At 60.7% G+C, this 15,146-nt stretch carries 16 protein-coding genes; 10 read left to right on the forward strand and 6 right to left on the reverse strand.

Annotation, left to right across the window (positions count from 1 at the left end):
* Positions 1-50: 50 nt before the first annotated feature.
* The 3 genes from JZX89_RS15560 to JZX89_RS15570 are packed head-to-tail and all read left to right on the forward strand — an operon-like array spanning position 51 to position 3,098.
* On the forward strand, positions 51-311 hold the full coding sequence (locus JZX89_RS15560; protein WP_149897491.1) for an acyl carrier protein: 261 nt from the start codon (positions 51-53) through the stop codon (positions 309-311).
* Positions 308-1,837: an AMP-binding protein gene (locus JZX89_RS15565; RefSeq protein ID WP_207134622.1), complete on the forward strand. Its 1,530-nt coding sequence runs from the start codon at positions 308-310 to the stop codon at positions 1,835-1,837. The genes JZX89_RS15560 and JZX89_RS15565 overlap by 4 nt, the downstream gene beginning before the upstream one ends.
* The gene (locus JZX89_RS15570) at positions 1,821-3,098 is read left to right on the forward strand and encodes a type III PLP-dependent enzyme (RefSeq protein ID WP_207134623.1); all 1,278 of its coding nucleotides are present in this window, start codon (positions 1,821-1,823) and stop codon (positions 3,096-3,098) included. Before JZX89_RS15565 ends, JZX89_RS15570 begins: the two co-directional genes overlap by 17 nt.
* Here the strand turns inward: JZX89_RS15570 and JZX89_RS15575 are convergent, their stop codons facing one another.
* The 6 genes from JZX89_RS15575 to coaD all read right to left on the reverse strand — a co-directional run bounded on the left by JZX89_RS15575 (position 3,099) and on the right by coaD (position 8,397).
* Positions 3,099-4,256: an aminodeoxychorismate synthase component I gene (locus JZX89_RS15575; protein ID WP_207134624.1), complete on the reverse strand. Its 1,158-nt coding sequence runs from the start codon at positions 4,254-4,256 to the stop codon at positions 3,099-3,101.
* A gap of 36 nt (positions 4,257-4,292) precedes the next feature.
* Positions 4,293-5,423, reverse strand: a complete 1,131-nt coding sequence (tgt, locus tag JZX89_RS15580) for a tRNA guanosine(34) transglycosylase Tgt (RefSeq protein WP_153513838.1) — start codon at positions 5,421-5,423, stop codon at positions 4,293-4,295.
* The gene (gene queA, locus JZX89_RS15585; protein ID WP_207134625.1) at positions 5,423-6,505 is read right to left on the reverse strand and encodes a tRNA preQ1(34) S-adenosylmethionine ribosyltransferase-isomerase QueA; all 1,083 of its coding nucleotides are present in this window, start codon (positions 6,503-6,505) and stop codon (positions 5,423-5,425) included. Before queA ends, tgt begins: the two co-directional genes overlap by 1 nt.
* A gap of 252 nt (positions 6,506-6,757) precedes the next feature.
* Positions 6,758-7,267: a peptidylprolyl isomerase gene (locus JZX89_RS15590; RefSeq protein ID WP_149897486.1), complete on the reverse strand. Its 510-nt coding sequence runs from the start codon at positions 7,265-7,267 to the stop codon at positions 6,758-6,760.
* A gap of 36 nt (positions 7,268-7,303) precedes the next feature.
* Complete coding sequence (locus JZX89_RS15595) at positions 7,304-7,873, reverse strand: peptidylprolyl isomerase (protein ID WP_149897485.1); 570 nt, start codon at positions 7,871-7,873, stop codon at positions 7,304-7,306.
* Positions 7,874-7,902: 29 nt separating this feature from the next.
* Complete coding sequence (gene coaD, locus JZX89_RS15600; protein ID WP_207134626.1) at positions 7,903-8,397, reverse strand: pantetheine-phosphate adenylyltransferase; 495 nt, start codon at positions 8,395-8,397, stop codon at positions 7,903-7,905.
* Between the two features lie 435 nt (positions 8,398-8,832).
* Here coaD and JZX89_RS15605 point away from each other — a divergent pair, with 435 nt between their 5' ends.
* The 7 genes from JZX89_RS15605 to JZX89_RS15630 all read left to right on the forward strand — a co-directional run bounded on the left by JZX89_RS15605 (position 8,833) and on the right by JZX89_RS15630 (position 14,953).
* On the forward strand, positions 8,833-9,012 hold the full coding sequence (locus JZX89_RS15605) for a hypothetical protein (protein ID WP_046798466.1): 180 nt from the start codon (positions 8,833-8,835) through the stop codon (positions 9,010-9,012).
* A 40-nt stretch (positions 9,013-9,052) separates the two neighbouring features.
* Positions 9,053-9,187: a hypothetical protein gene (locus tag JZX89_RS28780; protein WP_256367998.1), complete on the forward strand. Its 135-nt coding sequence runs from the start codon at positions 9,053-9,055 to the stop codon at positions 9,185-9,187.
* 270 nt (positions 9,188-9,457) lie between these two features.
* Positions 9,458-11,350, forward strand: coding sequence for a SurA N-terminal domain-containing protein (locus tag JZX89_RS15610; protein ID WP_207134627.1), 1,893 nt, complete (start codon positions 9,458-9,460; stop codon positions 11,348-11,350).
* 16 nt (positions 11,351-11,366) lie between these two features.
* Positions 11,367-12,410: an anthranilate phosphoribosyltransferase gene (gene trpD, locus JZX89_RS15615; RefSeq protein ID WP_207134628.1), complete on the forward strand. Its 1,044-nt coding sequence runs from the start codon at positions 11,367-11,369 to the stop codon at positions 12,408-12,410.
* Between the two features lie 10 nt (positions 12,411-12,420).
* Entirely contained in the window at positions 12,421-13,236 is an 816-nt protein-coding gene (trpC, locus tag JZX89_RS15620) for an indole-3-glycerol phosphate synthase TrpC (protein WP_207134629.1), read from the forward strand.
* Between the two features lie 7 nt (positions 13,237-13,243).
* Positions 13,244-13,735 (forward strand): cyclic pyranopterin monophosphate synthase MoaC, encoded by a 492-nt coding sequence (gene moaC / locus JZX89_RS15625; protein WP_153513845.1) that lies wholly within the window; start codon positions 13,244-13,246, stop codon positions 13,733-13,735.
* Positions 13,736-14,953 (forward strand): molybdopterin molybdotransferase MoeA, encoded by a 1,218-nt coding sequence (locus JZX89_RS15630; RefSeq protein WP_207134630.1) that lies wholly within the window; start codon positions 13,736-13,738, stop codon positions 14,951-14,953.
* Positions 14,954-15,146 lie beyond the last annotated feature (193 nt).

Here is a 15,146-nt window from a genome sequence, read left to right on the forward strand (position 1 = left end):
CATTCCGGGGCGGGTTTTACGGGAAACAGACGGGACATCGGAGAACAAGCATGCTTGCGGCGAAGAAAAGCGAAACCAACGTTGCTGATACTATCTACGCCTATCTCTCGGACCGCTTTCCCGCCTACGCGCCTTTTACCAACGATACATTGCTTCTAGAAGGCGGCGCGATCGATTCGCTCGGCTTCCTGGAATTGATGGTCTTCCTCAGCGAGAGTTTTGGCATCGTGCTTGATGACGAACATTTCACGCCGGAAAATCTCGGCACGCCCGCCGATCTCATCGCCTTCGTCCTCAGGGAACGGAAATGACACCCCATTTCCTGCTGCATCACCTGCTCACTGCTCGCGCGGCAAGCGACGATCAGGCGCTTGTCCACAAAGATATAGCTTTGAGCTACCGGGAATTCGCGCAAGCGGCGAACCGTTGCGCAGCGGCCCTGCAGCAGGCCGGCGCAGAACGCGGCGACCGCGTCGTCATTTTCCTGCCGCGCGGCATCGAGGAATGCTGGTCAATCTTCGGGGTGAGCATGGCCGGCGGCGTTTTCGTGCCGGTCAATGCGCTGCTGAAATCACAGCAGATCCGCCATATCATCAGGGATTGCGGCGCGAAAATCGTCATCAGCAGCGCGGTGATGATGGATGAGCTGAAGGCGGCGCTGGAAGACCTTCCCCATGTCACGGTGATGCTGGCGGAAGAAATCGCGACACGCGTAGCGCCTGCCCGCCCTTCGGCGGCAATCGGCGAGGACCTCGCGGCGATCCTCTATACATCGGGCTCCACCGGCTCACCCAAGGGCGTCATGCTGTCGCACCGCAATCTTCTGGCCGGCGCGCGCATCGTGCGCACCTATCTGGAGATTACGGCGAGCGACCGCATTCTTTCCCTCCTGCCCTTCAGCTTCGATTACGGCCTGAACCAACTGCTGACGGCGGTGGAACAGGGCGCGACCACAATCATCTCCACCTTCAGGCTGGGCGACGATATCGTCCGCGATTTGCGCAATCATGCCGTAACCGGTCTCGCCGGCGTGCCGACCGTCTGGGCGATCCTGACGAGAGCGGCCCCGTCGCTCGCAAAGACGTCGCTGCCGCATCTGCGCTACATCACCAATTCCGGCGGGCGCGTGCCGCAGGAAACCGTAAAAGCGCTGCGCGAAAAACTGCCGGACACCAAGATTTACCTGATGTATGGCCTGACCGAGGCCTTCCGCTCCACCTTCCTGCCACCGGAAGAGATCGACCACCGCCCGACTTCCATCGGCAAGGCCATTCCGGAATGCGAAATCTTCATCGTCACCGATAAGGGACAGCGGGCAAAACCGGGCGAGCCAGGCATTCTCGTCCACCGCGGCCCGACGGTATCGCTCGGTTACTGGAACCGGCCGGACGACACGGCAAAAGTTCTGCGGCCTCATCCCTTCATTCCGGCGGCACTGGGCGGAGAAACCGTCTGTTATTCCGGTGACTTGGCCGTGGAAGACGAAGACGGTTTCTTCAGCTTCGTTGCCCGCAACGATGCGATGATCAAATCGTCAGGCTATCGCATCAGCCCGACAGAGGTGGAGGAAAGCCTGATGTCGACGGGTCTGTTCCAGCAGGTTGCCGTCATCGGCTTGCCGGACGCCTTCGCCGGTGAAAAGGTGCATGCGGTGGCAACCGCCGCCAACGAAAATATCGACATTTCGGCAGCACTCAGGAAAGCCGCCGAAATGCTCGCTCCCTTCATGATCCCGCGCGCCATCGAACTGGTCGACCGGCTTCCGGTCACCGCCAATGGCAAGGTGGATTACCGCGCGCTGGTGCGCGAACGGACGGACAATGTCGCCCACGGATAAAACCCAGAGCCACGGCCCAGCGCTTGCGGCTGCGCAATTTACGGTCACTGACAATGATCTTGTCATCGGCGGACTTGCGGTGGGCGATATCGTCGCCCAAACCGGAACGCCGTGCTTCCTCTATGATGCAAGCGCCATGCGCCGCGCCTATCAGAACCTTGAAACGGCGCTATCGGGCTTTGCCAATATCTATTATTCGGTGAAGGCCAATCCCCTGCCCGCCAGTATCGCGCTTTTCCGGCAGCAAGGTGCCGGCGCTGAAATCGCCTCCGTCGGCGAATATCGCGCCGCCATCAAGGCGGGTGTCGCACCTGAGAACATCATCTTCGCCGGCCCCGGCAAGGGCATGGTCGAATTGCGTGAGGTGATCGACAGCGGAATCGGCGAAATCCACATCGAAAGCGCTGAGGAAATCGCCCGTATCGAAGAGATCGGCAGGCCGGTCAAAGCCTCCATCCGCATCAACCCGGTGCCGGATGCGCAGGCGGGCGCCATGCGCATGGGCGGCAAGGCCACCGCCTTCGGTTTTGATGAAGAGGAACTGGAAAACGTCCTGCCGCTCTTCAAGGACGCCAGACATATCGATCTCGTCGGCGTGCACATCTATGGCGGCACGCAGATTCTCGACGCCGATATGCTTGTCTCCCAATGGCGACACGCCATTTCCCTTGCGGCGCGCATGGCGGAAATGCTGGGCAGGCCGCTCGAGACCATCGATCTCGGCGGCGGCCTCGGCATTCCCTATTTCGCCGGGGAAACGCCGCTCGACCTTGCAACGGTCAGCGCCGCCATTCCCGACCTCAAGGCGCTTGTGAAAGCGCATCCCTTGATAACCGACGCCCATATCATCGTCGAACCCGGCCGCTTCCTCGCCGGCCCTGGCGGCATCTATGTGGCGGAAGTCAATTCGGTAAAAACCTCGCGCGGCACCACTTTCGTGGTGACGGATGGCGGCATGCACCACCACCTTGCCGCCTCAGGCAATCTCGGCCAGATCGTCAAACGCAATTACCCCATCGTCGCGCCGGCCCTGATGCAGGCGGACCATGACGAGACCGCCACCATCGTCGGCCCGCTCTGCACCCCGCTAGACACGCTTGCCCGCAATGCCGTGCTGCCGAAACTGAAGGCCGGCGATCTCGTCGCCATCCTGCAATCGGGCGCTTATGGCGCAAGCGCCAGTCCTTCGGGTTTTCTCAGCCACACGGCGGCGAAAGAAGTGCTGGTGGAGGATGGAACGTTCGAGGTGATCGGGCGGTGATCACCGCCGCAACAACCTGTCTCCCACCGCGAATTTCGATTTCAGCAGACACTCATCATATTCGGCTTTTGCATCGGAATCGAAGACGATGCCGCCGCCAACATTGAAGACGGCGCGGCCGTCGTCAAACAGGCTGAGCGTGCGGATCGCCACTGAGAACCGCATATCACCACAGGGAGACATGAAGCCGATTGCGCCGCAATAGGCGTCGCGTGGGCCAGCTTCCAGCTCCCGCAGGATTTTCATCGCCCACATTTTTGGTGCGCCCGTCACAGAACCGCAGGGAAACAGCGCGGCGAAGATGTCTTCCACCGTCACGTCAGGCAGAAGCTTCGCCCGCACATGGCTGACCATCTGGTGCACGGTCGGATAGGTTTCGATATCGAACAGTCGCGGCACATGAAGGCTGCCGACCTCGGTGATACGGGAAATATCGTTGCGCAGCAGATCGACGATCATGCGATTTTCGGCCAGCGTCTTTTCATCCGCCAGCATCGCCGTAATGATTGCCCTGTCCTCCTCCGCATCCGCCCCGCGCGGTGTGGTGCCCTTCATTGGATGGGTTTCGATGAACCCCTCGCCATCGACCGAGAAAAACAGTTCCGGCGAGCGCGACAGGATGACCGGGCCGCCAAGATCGACCAGCGCGCCGTATTTAACCGGCTGCCGTTCGATCAGCGACCAGAAGGCGGTGAGCGGATCGCCGCTCCAGCGGGCTTGAACGGGCATGGTCAGATTGCCCTGATAACAGTCGCCACGACGCAGATGGTCGTGCAGTCGCGCAAAGCGCTGCTGGTATTCTTGGAGTGTCCATGCCGGCACGGGATCGGAAAGAAACGCATCCGCATCCGGCATATCGTCGGGACGCGCGAACCGGCCCGCATCCGGCTGCGGTCCGGAAAAGACGCCAAAGCGCAGAAACGGCACATTGCGGGGCTCTTCGGCAAATGGCGCAAGCTTCGGTTCGAACAGGAAACCCGCCTCGTAGGACATGTAGCCGGCAAGGTATTTCCCGGCGCGGCGCAACTCTTCCATGCGTTGGAGTGCCGCAAAAAAAGCTTCCGGCTCATCCGCCACGATAATCTCTTCCGGCTCGGTGAAGGCTGTCACCGTGCCGGTCGTATCATCCCGGAAAAGAACGTAAGGCGCATGTGCCACGGAAAGCGTCCGAAACAGGAGAAGGGTCGGGAAATATCAGATCGGGTCTATGTCGCCCTTTGCCCACATCTCTATGGTTTCCGCATAAAAATCGGCGAAACGGCCTTCCTCGATCGACTTGCGGATACCCTGCATCAGCTCCTGATAATAGGCAAGATTATGCCAGGAGAGCAGCATGCCGCCCAGCGCCTCGTTGGAGCGGGTGAGATGATGCAAATAGGCGCGGGAATAATCGCGCGAGGCCGGGCAGTTGGACTGCTCGTCCAGCGGGCGCATATCCTCGGCGTGGCGGGCATTGCGGATATTGACCCTGCCGCGACGGGTAAAGGCCAGCCCGTGACGGCCCGAGCGGGTCGGCATCACGCAGTCGAACATGTCGATGCCGCGCGCCACGGATTTCAGGATATCGTCAGGCGTGCCGACGCCCATCAGGTAACGCGGCTTTTCCGTGGGCAGGACCGGCAGGGTGATATCGAGCATGCCGAGCATCACATCCTGCGGCTCGCCGACGGCAAGACCGCCGACCGCATAGCCCTTCAGATCGAGCTGCTTCAGCCCTTCGGCGGAACGAATGCGCAGATCCGGCTGGTCGCCGCCCTGCACGATGCCGAACATGGCCTTGCCGGGCTGCTCGCCAAAGGCGACGCGGCAGCGCTCGGCCCAGCGCAGCGACATTTCCATGGCGCGCTCGATTTCCTTGCGCTCGGCCGGCAGCGCGATGCATTCATCGAGCTGCATCTGGATATCGGAATCGAGCATGCCCTGAATTTCAATCGAGCGTTCCGGCGACATGTGGTGCAGCGAACCGTCCACATGGCTCTTGAAGGTCACGCCCTTCTCGTCGAGCTTGCGCAGGCCGGAAAGCGACATGACCTGAAAACCGCCGCTGTCGGTGAGGATCGGATGCGGCCAGCGGATCAGCTCATGCAGACCACCGAGGCGCGCCACACGCTCCGGGCCGGGCCGCAGCATCAGGTGGTAGGTATTGCCGAGAATGATATCGGCCCCCAATTCACGCACCTGATCGAGATACATGGCCTTGACGGTGCCGACGGTGCCAACCGGCATGAAGGCAGGCGTGCGGATGACGCCGCGCGGCATGGCGACTTCGCCGAGGCGCGCGCCACCGCTCGTGGCTTTCAGGGTGAAGGTGAATGTGTCGTGCATCAGTTCTTCCGGAACAACAGGCTGGAATCGCCATAGGAATAAAAACGGTATCCGGTTTCGATAGCGTGCTTATAAGCGGCACGCATCGTTTCGAGACCGCAGAAAGCCGAAACCAGCATGAACAGCGTCGATTTCGGCAGGTGGAAATTGGTCATCAGCATATCGACCGCGCGGAAACGGTATCCGGGCGTGATGAAGATGCCGGTCGCATCTGACCATGGGTGGATGGTGCCATCTTCGGTGGCCGCACTCTCGATCAGCCGCAGCGAAGTGGTGCCGACGCAGATGATGCGCCCGCCCCGCGCCTTCACCGCATTAAGCTTTGCGGCTGTTTCCTGCGAAACATGGCCGATCTCGAAATGCATCTTGTGATCGTCGGTATCGTCGGACTTTACCGGCAGGAAAGTGCCTGCCCCAACGTGAAGCGTCACGAAATGCCGCTCGATACCGGCCTTGTCCAGCGCCGCAAACAGGTCAGGCGTGAAATGCAGCCCGGCGGTGGGGGCAGCGACAGCGCCCTTTTCGCGGGCATAAATGGTCTGATAGTCCGTCTGGTCCTGCGCATCTTCCGGCCGCTTGGCGGCGATGTAAGGCGGCAGTGGAATATGGCCAACCGACGCAATCGCCTCGTCCAGCACCGGGCCGGAAACGTCGAACAGCAGCGTTATCTCGCCATCCTCGCCCTTTTCCTCGACGGTGGCTTCCAGATGGGCAAGGCCGCAGGCATTGTCGCGTTCATAACCGAAACGGATGCGGTCGCCCTCTTTGATGCGCTTGCCGGGCCGTGCGAATGCCTTCCAGCGCGACTGGTCGGCACGCATGTGCAGCGTTGCCGAGACCGCCGTCTCCGGCGCGCCTTCGCGCAATCTCACGCCTTCAAGCTGGGCCGGAATGACGCGGGTGTCGTTGAAGACAAGCGCATCGCCGGGCCGCAGGAAAGACGGCAGGTCAAAGACGTGATGGTCTTCCATGCGGTCCGCATTCGGATCGACCACCAGCAGGCGCGCGCTGTCGCGCGGGTTCGCCGGGCGAAGCGCGATATTCTCCTCGGGCAGATCGAAATCGAACAGGTCTACACGCATTGCAAGGGCTCTCGAAAATATCAAAACCCGCCCTGCATTGCGTGGGGCGGGTGGAAGGTGGTGACAAGGCTTCCTAGTACACTCAACGTCATCCTCGGGCTTGTCCCGAGGATCTAACGATCCACAACGTCAACGTGATCAGATCCTCGGGACAAGCCCGAGGATGACGACGGAGAAACTGGCACCCTCGTCATCAATGTGAAACCGCCCCGCAGTCGCCTGCGGAGCGGGTGAACGCTTTATACGCTACCTTCAAGCTGCCGAAGCAAGCTTGATGGACACGATCGAATCGGGATCCTTCACAGGCTCGCCGCGCTTGACCTTGTCGATGGCTTCCATGCCTTCGATGACCTGGCCCCAGACGGTGTACTGCTTGTTCAGCCACGGAGAGTCCGTGAAGCAGATGAAGAACTGCGAGTTGGCGGAGTTCGGGCTCTGCGAACGGGCCATGGAGCAGGTGCCGCGCACGTGCGGAATGGCGGAGAATTCGGCCTTCAGGTCTTCCTTTTCAGAACCGCCCATGCCGGCGCGAGCCGGGTTGAAGCTTTCCGAACCCTTCTTGCCGAACTTCACGTCGCCGGTCTGGGCCATGAAGTCCTGGATGACGCGGTGGAACACGACGCCGTCATAGGCGCCTTCCGATACCAGTTCCTTGATGCGGGCAACGTGGCCCGGAGCAACTTCCGGAAGCAGCTGGATGACGACCTTGCCGGTCGTCGTTTCCATGATGATGGTGTTTTCCGGATCCTTGATCTCAGCCATGATTATTCTCCTCTGTTCGGGCTCTATTGCCCTACCTTACTTCTTGCCGACGGTGACCTTGATCATCCGGTCGGGGTTGGAAACTTCGCCATTGCCGCCGGCGCCGCGCTTGATCTTGTCCACGGCTTCCATGCCGGACACGACCTTGCCGACCACGGTATATTGGCCGTTCAGGAACGGGCCGTCGGCAAACATGATGAAGAACTGCGAATTGGCGGAATTCGGATCCTGCGAGCGGGCCATGCCGACCACGCCGCGCGTGAACGGCGTCTTGGAGAATTCAGCAGGGATATCCGGCAGGTCGGAGCCGCCCGTGCCCGCACGCTGGGCGTTGAAGCTCTTTTCCATGTTGCCATACTGCACGTCGCCGGTCTGCGCCATGAAACCGTCGATGACGCGGTGGAAGGCGACATTGTCATAAGCGCCCTTCTTGGCCAGCGCCTCGATCTGCGCCACGTGCTTGGGCGCGACTTCCGGCATCAGCTCGATGACGACAGGGCCGTCCTTCAGCTGCACGGTAAGCAGTTCGGCGGCCGAAGCAATGGTGCTGGCGGCAAGCGCGCCCGCAAACAGGGCGCCGGCAAAGGCAAATCGAACGAGTTTCATCGGATTGGCTCCAGAATGTGGGGCTGAAGTCAGCGCTTCAGCTTGGCGTTGAGGGCTTCAAGCACGGCTTTCGGCACGAAGGCGTCGACATTGCCGCCCATGGCGGCGATCTGCCGGACCAATGTGGCTGTAATGGGTCGCGACGACGTTCCGGCGGGCAGGAACACGGTCTGAATGTCCGGCGCCATCTGGCGGTTCATGCCGGCCATCTGCATTTCATAATCGAGATCGGTGCCATCACGCAGGCCCCGCAACAAAAGATGTGCGCCGTGCTGGCGGGCGGCATCCACCACCAGATTGTCGAAGGAGACAACCTCCATGCGCGCCGCCTCGGTGGGCAGCTGTTCGGCAAGCGCCTGCTTTATCAGCGCCGCCCGCTCGTCGAAGCTGAACAGCGGCGCTTTTCCGGGATGAATGCCGACGGCAACGATGACTTTCGACGCCACGTTCAGCGCCTGGATAAGCACATCCAGATGTCCGTTGGTCATCGGATCGAATGATCCTGGATAAAAGGCAATCGTCATATCGCTCTCAGATGGTGGGCGCGCTTCGATGCTTTCCGCATATGTGCCGCCTTTTGTCATGGAGAGGCGCTCGGCGCAAGACTTTTACCACCCACGCATGCGGCCCGAGCGGCCTGAACCCCGGATGAATGGGCCGTTCAGTGCGGTTTCAGGGCTATTTTCTATAAATGCACACCATCGGGAAACCGAAACGCCTTTCACCCGTTAAGCATCCGGAGAATTGAAAATGCTGGCCTTCATGATCGTCCTTTCGGTCATCGCATCATTCGCTGCCGAGTATCTTTTTCTCGAATGACGCCCTTAGCCAGTTTCCTGAACGCCAGATGAACGAGCCATTCAAGGAAGTTTCACCGGCGCGATGCTAATCGATTTTTAAGGTTGACGCGGAACATGATCAGACATGGTGCGTTATAACCAAACCAAAGGAACAGACAGATGTTTGTAAGAGAAAAACAGTCTACTTCTGCGAAAATCAGCGTCATCAGCACTGCCTGGACAGTACTGGTTATCGCAATGGTAGCAACGACGTTTAGCCTTTATGAGCAAAAGCCTGAAGCCCAGGGACCGGACTATCCGCAGCTGACCGCCCGTTATCAGTATATGAACTACTATTGATAGCGGGGAGAATTTCCTCGAAACTCCCGGAGACGACATCATGTTTACATTTCTGACAATGCTTCTTGCCCTGATCAGCGTAATGTTCGTGACATCGATGATCTCCGTCATCGCCGAGATGCGGCGTGAAGACGAGGAATTCAAGGCGACGATACGGCGCGACCGCGCCTTCTGAGCGCGACAGACCGGCCTACCGCCGCCTTAAAAACGATTCTTTGCAACCGCCTGGACGCTCCGGGCGGTTTTATTTTGCCGCCTCACAAGGGCAATGCAGCGAAGATCCGGGTGGAAAAACAGCCCCCCAATCACACAAGCGTTTTCAAAACCCCGTTTTTCCAAGGCAAATTCCCTTCAATTTCCGTTTGGATTGATTTAAGGAACGCCAATACGTTGCGGGCCGGACGGCTGGCTACCGCGATGACGTTCCTGTGAGGTTTGCATAACGATGCTCGATTCCCTGAGAAATGCTTCTCGAACCATGGCAGCCAAGCTGCTGCTTCTCCTGCTTGTTGTTTCGTTTGGCGTCTGGGGCGTCTCCGCATCGCTGGTCACCGCCAATTCGCATGCCGTCATGACGGTGGGCGATCAGACGGTCAGCCCGCAGGAATTCCGGCTCGCCTATCAGCGCCAGGTTTCCGATCTCAGCCGCCAGTTCGGCACCCGGCTGACGACCGAGCAGGCCAAGGCCTTCGGCATCGACCGCCAGGTATTCAGCCAGCTTGCGGCAGGAGCATCTCTGGACGAGCTGGCCTCGAAGATGAATCTCGGCCTTTCGGAAGATCGCCTTGCCAAGCTCATTGCCGAAGACCCGGCCTTCAAGTCGGTCAACGGGCAGTTCGACCGCAATCTGTTCAGCGAGCGTCTGCGCAATTCCGGCTTCCGCGAGGATGACTATATCAAGGAACGCAGCAAGGTCGCGGTCAGAAGCCAGATCGTCGAAGCCGTCTCGGATGGTTTTGCCGCACCGCAGGTGCTGGTGGACGCGTTGAAGCAATATCGCAACGAGCAACGCTCGGTCGATTACGTCATCCTGTCCAACGCCGTCATCCCGCCGGTCAAGGCGCCGGGCGACGACGTGCTTGCGCCGTGGTTCGAAACCAACAAGACGAAATACCGCGCCCCGGAATTCCGCAAATTCACCTATGTGAAGCTGGAACCCTCCGACATTGCCGATCAGGCTTCGGTAACGGACGCGCAGATCGCCGATTATTACAACAGCCGCAAGGACAATTTCCGCACCGCCGGCCGCCGCACGGTGGAACAGCTGACCTTCCCGGACAAGGAAATGGCCGCAGCCGCAGCCGAGCAGATCCGGCTTGGCAACACCACCTATGATCAGGTGGTGAAGGATCAGGGCAAGACCGCGTCGGACGTAACGCTCGGCGAATTCACCAAGGACACCATGCCCGACCCGTCGATTGCCGATGCGGCCTTCGGCATCCAGAAGGATGGCGGCGTGTCTGCGGTCGTCGAAGGCTCGTTCGGCCCGGTCATCCTGCGCGTCACCGGCATCAAACCGGAAACCACCCGCACGCTCGATGAAGCCAAGGAAGATATCCGCAAGGATCTCGCCACCGCTGCGGCGGCTGAAGAAGTCACCAATGTGCATGACCGTTACGAAGATCTGCGCGCCGGCGGTTCCTCGCTTGCCGATGCGGCCAAGCAGTTGAACCTCAAGCCCGTCACCATCGCCGCCATTGATGCCGCCGGCCTCGATGAAAAGGGCGACGCCATTGAGGGCCTGCCCTCCCCGCAACTGGCGCAGGAAGTCTTCAAGACCGAACCCGGCACGGAAGCCCTGCCGATCAATCTCGGCCGCGAAGGTTACATCTGGTTCGATGTCGAGCAGATCATCGCCGCCCGCGACCGCACGCTTGCCGAAGTGCGCGACGATGTCGTGGCCGACTGGACGGCCGACCAGCAGCGTACCGCACTTGCCGCCAAGGCTGACGAGTTGAAGGCCCGCGTTGAAAAGGGCGAGACGCTTGAGGCTGTTGCCGGCGAACTCAGCCTCGCCGTCGAGCAGAAATCCGGCCTGCGCCGCACCAGCGAAGACGCGATTTTCGGTCGCCAGACAATCGCGGCGGTGTTCTCCGGCGCTGAAGGCGTGGTTGGCACGGCGGCAGATGCCGAAGGTTCCAGCCGCATCCTCTTCAAGGTTACTTCGGTCGATACCAATGCGCCCGCCGACGCGCTTGCCAATGACGACCAGCAGTTCACCGCCATTGCCCGCGCGGCTGGCGACGACATGCTCGATCAGATGGTCGACCGTCTGCAGAATGATTATGGTGTGACCATCAATCAGCCCCTCGCCGATCAGGCGATGGTCGGCTTCTAACCGGGGGGCGGGAACGATGGCCGAACTGAAGCCGTTGATCGCCAAGGTCGCGAACGGAGAAAGCCTGAACCGCGAAGATGCGCGGGCGGCTTTCGACATTCTGATGTCGGGCGAAGCCACCCCGTCGCAGATCGGCGGTTTCCTGATGGCGCTGCGCGTGCGCGGGGAAACGGTGGACGAAATCGTCGGCGCCGTCTCTTCCATGCGCGCCCGCATGCTGCCCGTTTCGGCCCCCGCCAATGCCATCGACATCGTCGGAACCGGCGGTGACGGTATCGGCACCTATAATATCTCGACGCTCGCCTCGATCATCGTCGCCGGCACGGGCCTGCCGGTCGCCAAGCATGGCAACCGGGCACTGAGTTCCAAATCCGGCACGGCGGACGCCTTGTCCGCGCTGGGTGTGAAGCTCGATATCGGCCCGGACCTCATCTCCCGCTGCATCACGGAAGCCGGTCTCGGTTTCATGTTCGCGCAGCTGCACCATTCTGCCATGCGCCATGTCGGCCCCAGCCGCGTCGAACTCGGCACACGGACGATCTTCAACCTACTCGGCCCGCTCTCCAACCCGGCGGGCGCCAAGCGGCAATTGCTCGGCGTGTTTTCGCCGCGCTGGCTGGTGCCGCTCGCAGAAGTGCTGCGCGATCTCGGTTCGGAAAGCATCTGGGTCGTGCATGGCGACGGCATGGATGAAGTGACCACCACCGGCGTCACCCATGTGGCTGCGCTGGAAAATGGCAAGATCCGCACCTTCGATCTCACGCCGAAGGATTTCGGCGTCGAACCCGCCCGTATGGACGATCTCAAGGGCGGTGACGGCATTGCCAATGCGGCAGCGCTGCGCGAGGTTCTGTCCGGCAAGCGCAACGCCTATCGCGACGTGTCGCTGTGCAACGCAGCCGCAGCCCTCGTCATTGCCGGCAAGGCCGAAACATTGGGTCAGGCGATGGCGATCGTCAGCGACGCGCTCGACAGCGGCGCGGCCGCAGCGGCACTCGACCGTCTGGTCGCTGTCTCCAACGAAGCAGCCACCGAGCAGGCCGACCACAAGCAGGAATGAGAGCGGGATCATGAGCGACATTCTGAAAAAGATCGAGATCTACAAGCGCGAGGAAATCGCCGCTGCCAAGGCCACGGTCTCATTGGCCGATCTGAAAGCCATGGCCGCCGACCAGACGGCACCGCGTGGTTTCTACACGGCGCTCCGGACAAAACAGGCCGAAGGCAAATTCGGCCTGATCGCCGAGATCAAGAAGGCCAGCCCCTCCAAGGGTCTCATCCGCCCGGATTTCGATCCGCCAGCCCTGGCTGCCGCCTATGAGGGCGGCGGCGCTGCCTGTCTTTCGGTACTGACGGACAGCCCAAGCTTTCAGGGCGCGCCGGAATTCCTGACCGCCGCCCGCAATGCCTGCGCTTTGCCGGCGCTGCGCAAGGATTTCATGTTCGACACCTACCAGGTGCATGAGGCCCGCGCCTGGGGTGCGGACTGCATTCTCCTCATCATGGCATCGCTCTCCGACGATGAAGCCAAACGCCTTGAAGACGAGGCTTTCGCGCTCGGCATGGATGTCCTGGTCGAGGTACATGACGCCGAAGAGACAGAACGAGCACTGAAACTCGCCTCGCCGCTTCTCGGCATCAATAACCGCAACCTGCGCACCTTCGAAGTCGGTCTCGAAACCAGCGAGAAGCTGGCTGGCCTCGTGCCTGCCGAAAAGCTACTGGTCGGCGAAAGCGGTATCTTCACCTATGAGGATTGCCAGCGCCTGCAAAAAAGCGGAATCAGCACCTTCCTCGTCGGCGAAAGCCTGATGCGCAAGGACGATGTGACGGCGGCCACCAAAGCGCTGCTGACGGGCCAATCCGGCATTCTGGCAGCGGAGTAAATTCCCGATGAGCGATAGCCAGAAGCTCACTCATATCGATGCCAGCGGCGAGGCGCATATGGTCGATGTCGGCGATAAGACTGAGACGATCCGTGTCGCCGTTGCCGAAGGTTTCGTGAAGATGAAACCGGAAACGCTGGCGCTCATCCGCGATGGCAATGCCAAAAAGGGCGACGTCATCGGCACGGCGCGGCTGGCCGGCATCATGGCCGCCAAGCAGACGGCCAATCTCATCCCGCTCTGCCATCCGCTGATGCTGACCAAGGTGGCGGTAGACATTACCGAAGATACCACCCTGCCCGGCCTGCGCGTCGAGGCCATGGTGAAACTGTCAGGCAAGACCGGCGTGGAAATGGAAGCGCTGACCGCCGTCTCCATCGCCTGCCTGACGATCTATGACATGGCCAAGGCCGCCGACAAGGCGATGGAAATCGTCAATATCCGCCTGCTCGAAAAAAGCGGCGGCAAATCCGGTGATTTTCGCCGGCAGGAGAGCTGAATGAAACCGCTGCTGCCCGTAGATGATGCCACACGGCGCCTTCTGGAAGCGGCGGTTCCGGTAACCGATAGCGAAACCCTGCCGCTGGCTGAATGTGATGGCCGTGTCCTCTCGGCCGATCTCGCGGCGTTCCTCACCCAGCCGCCTTTTGACGCCTCAGCCATGGATGGCTACGCGCTGCGCAGCACCGATGCGCCAGAGATCGGCTCGGTCCTCACCGTCATCGGACAGGCTGCTGCCGGCCATGCTTTTACCGGCACAGTGGGTGAAGGCGAAGCAGTGCGCATCTTCACTGGCGCGCCCGTGCCTGAGGGAGCCGATACCATCCTCATTCAGGAGGATGCGGAAGTGCTGGAAGGCGGCAAGATCCGTACCATCTTCAAAGTCACCGCCGGGAGACACATTCGCCCGCGCGGGCAGGATTTTGCGCAGGGAGAAACCGTTCTCCAAGCCGGGCGCGAACTCGGCTTCACCGACCTGACACTTGCGGCGGCCATGAACCACGCAGCACTTACCGTCTACCGAAAGCCGCGCATCGCCATCCTTGCCACCGGCGACGAATTGCTGCCACCGGGCAGCACACCGAACCCGGCCCAGATCATTGCCTCCAACACCTTCGGCGTCGCAGCCCTCGCCCGTCAGGCGGGCGCAGACGTCCTCGACCTCGGCATCATTGCCGATGACGATACGCTGATCCGCGCCGCCATCGGCAAGGCTGTCGCAGCCAAGGTGGATGTGCTGGTGACGTTGGGCGGCGCATCCGTCGGCGACCACGATCTCGTGCAGGCGGCACTGAAAGCGGAAGGCATGCAGCTGGATTTCTGGCGCATCGCCATGCGTCCCGGAAAGCCGCTGATGGTGGGTGCGATCGGCACGATGCAGGTTCTCGGCCTGCCCGGAAATCCGGTCGCCAGCCTCGTCTGCAGCCTGTTGTTTCTCGAACCACTCATCCGCCGGATCGGCCGGCGCGCGCCTCTGCAACGCACAGCGACAGTCAGAACCGCAGCGCCGCTGAAGGCCAATGACCATCGGCAGGATTATCTTCGCGCCCGTTTCCGCACTGACGAAAGCGGTGAACGCGTAGCGGAAGCCTATGCCAAGCAGGATTCATCGATGATGAACATCCTTGCCCATTCCGACGTCCTGATCATACGTCCGCCGCATGCGCCGGAAGCGCCCGCAGGCACGGAATGCCCGGTTATAAAGCTCCGGACCTGACGCCGTCTCAGAGCCGCCGGATCGAAACGGCATACTGTTTCAAAAGCTTGACAAATATCATCCCTATACCGGCGCTAACCGCGCCGTTTGGCGTTGAGAGCATCAAATAAAAACTGTAAGATTCTTGCGTTTAGACATAAGCGACGAAGTTCGCCGCCTATAGGCCATGTCTTGCGGAATTGAAAAATGCACT

Origin of the sequence: Agrobacterium burrii (assembly GCF_017313405.1) — a bacterium.
In the GTDB taxonomy this organism is placed as follows: Bacteria; Pseudomonadota; Alphaproteobacteria; order Rhizobiales; family Rhizobiaceae; genus Agrobacterium; species Agrobacterium burrii.

Excerpts from the sequence above, each read along its gene's own strand:
- coaD (WP_207134626.1), bottom strand. The coding sequence starts at position 8,397 with ATGACGATTGCCTTTTATCCAGGATCATTCGATCCGATGACCAACGGA.
- JZX89_RS28780 (WP_256367998.1), top strand. The coding sequence starts at position 9,053 with ATGTTTACATTTCTGACAATGCTTCTTGCCCTGATCAGCGTAATGTTC.
- trpD (WP_207134628.1), top strand. The coding sequence starts at position 11,367 with ATGGCCGAACTGAAGCCGTTGATCGCCAAGGTCGCGAACGGAGAAAGC.
- JZX89_RS15590 (WP_149897486.1), bottom strand. The coding sequence starts at position 7,267 with ATGGCTGAGATCAAGGATCCGGAAAACACCATCATCATGGAAACGACG.
- JZX89_RS15595 (WP_149897485.1), bottom strand. The coding sequence starts at position 7,873 with ATGAAACTCGTTCGATTTGCCTTTGCCGGCGCCCTGTTTGCGGGCGCG.
- JZX89_RS15630 (WP_207134630.1), top strand. The coding sequence starts at position 13,736 with ATGAAACCGCTGCTGCCCGTAGATGATGCCACACGGCGCCTTCTGGAA.
- JZX89_RS15605 (WP_046798466.1), top strand. The coding sequence starts at position 8,833 with ATGTTTGTAAGAGAAAAACAGTCTACTTCTGCGAAAATCAGCGTCATC.
- trpC (WP_207134629.1), top strand. The coding sequence starts at position 12,421 with ATGAGCGACATTCTGAAAAAGATCGAGATCTACAAGCGCGAGGAAATC.
- JZX89_RS15610 (WP_207134627.1), top strand. The coding sequence starts at position 9,458 with ATGCTCGATTCCCTGAGAAATGCTTCTCGAACCATGGCAGCCAAGCTG.
- JZX89_RS15560 (WP_149897491.1), top strand. The coding sequence starts at position 51 with ATGCTTGCGGCGAAGAAAAGCGAAACCAACGTTGCTGATACTATCTAC.
- moaC (WP_153513845.1), top strand. The coding sequence starts at position 13,244 with ATGAGCGATAGCCAGAAGCTCACTCATATCGATGCCAGCGGCGAGGCG.
- JZX89_RS15565 (WP_207134622.1), top strand. The coding sequence starts at position 308 with ATGACACCCCATTTCCTGCTGCATCACCTGCTCACTGCTCGCGCGGCA.
- JZX89_RS15570 (WP_207134623.1), top strand. The coding sequence starts at position 1,821 with ATGTCGCCCACGGATAAAACCCAGAGCCACGGCCCAGCGCTTGCGGCT.
- queA (WP_207134625.1), bottom strand. The coding sequence starts at position 6,505 with ATGCGTGTAGACCTGTTCGATTTCGATCTGCCCGAGGAGAATATCGCG.
- tgt (WP_153513838.1), bottom strand. The coding sequence starts at position 5,423 with ATGCACGACACATTCACCTTCACCCTGAAAGCCACGAGCGGTGGCGCG.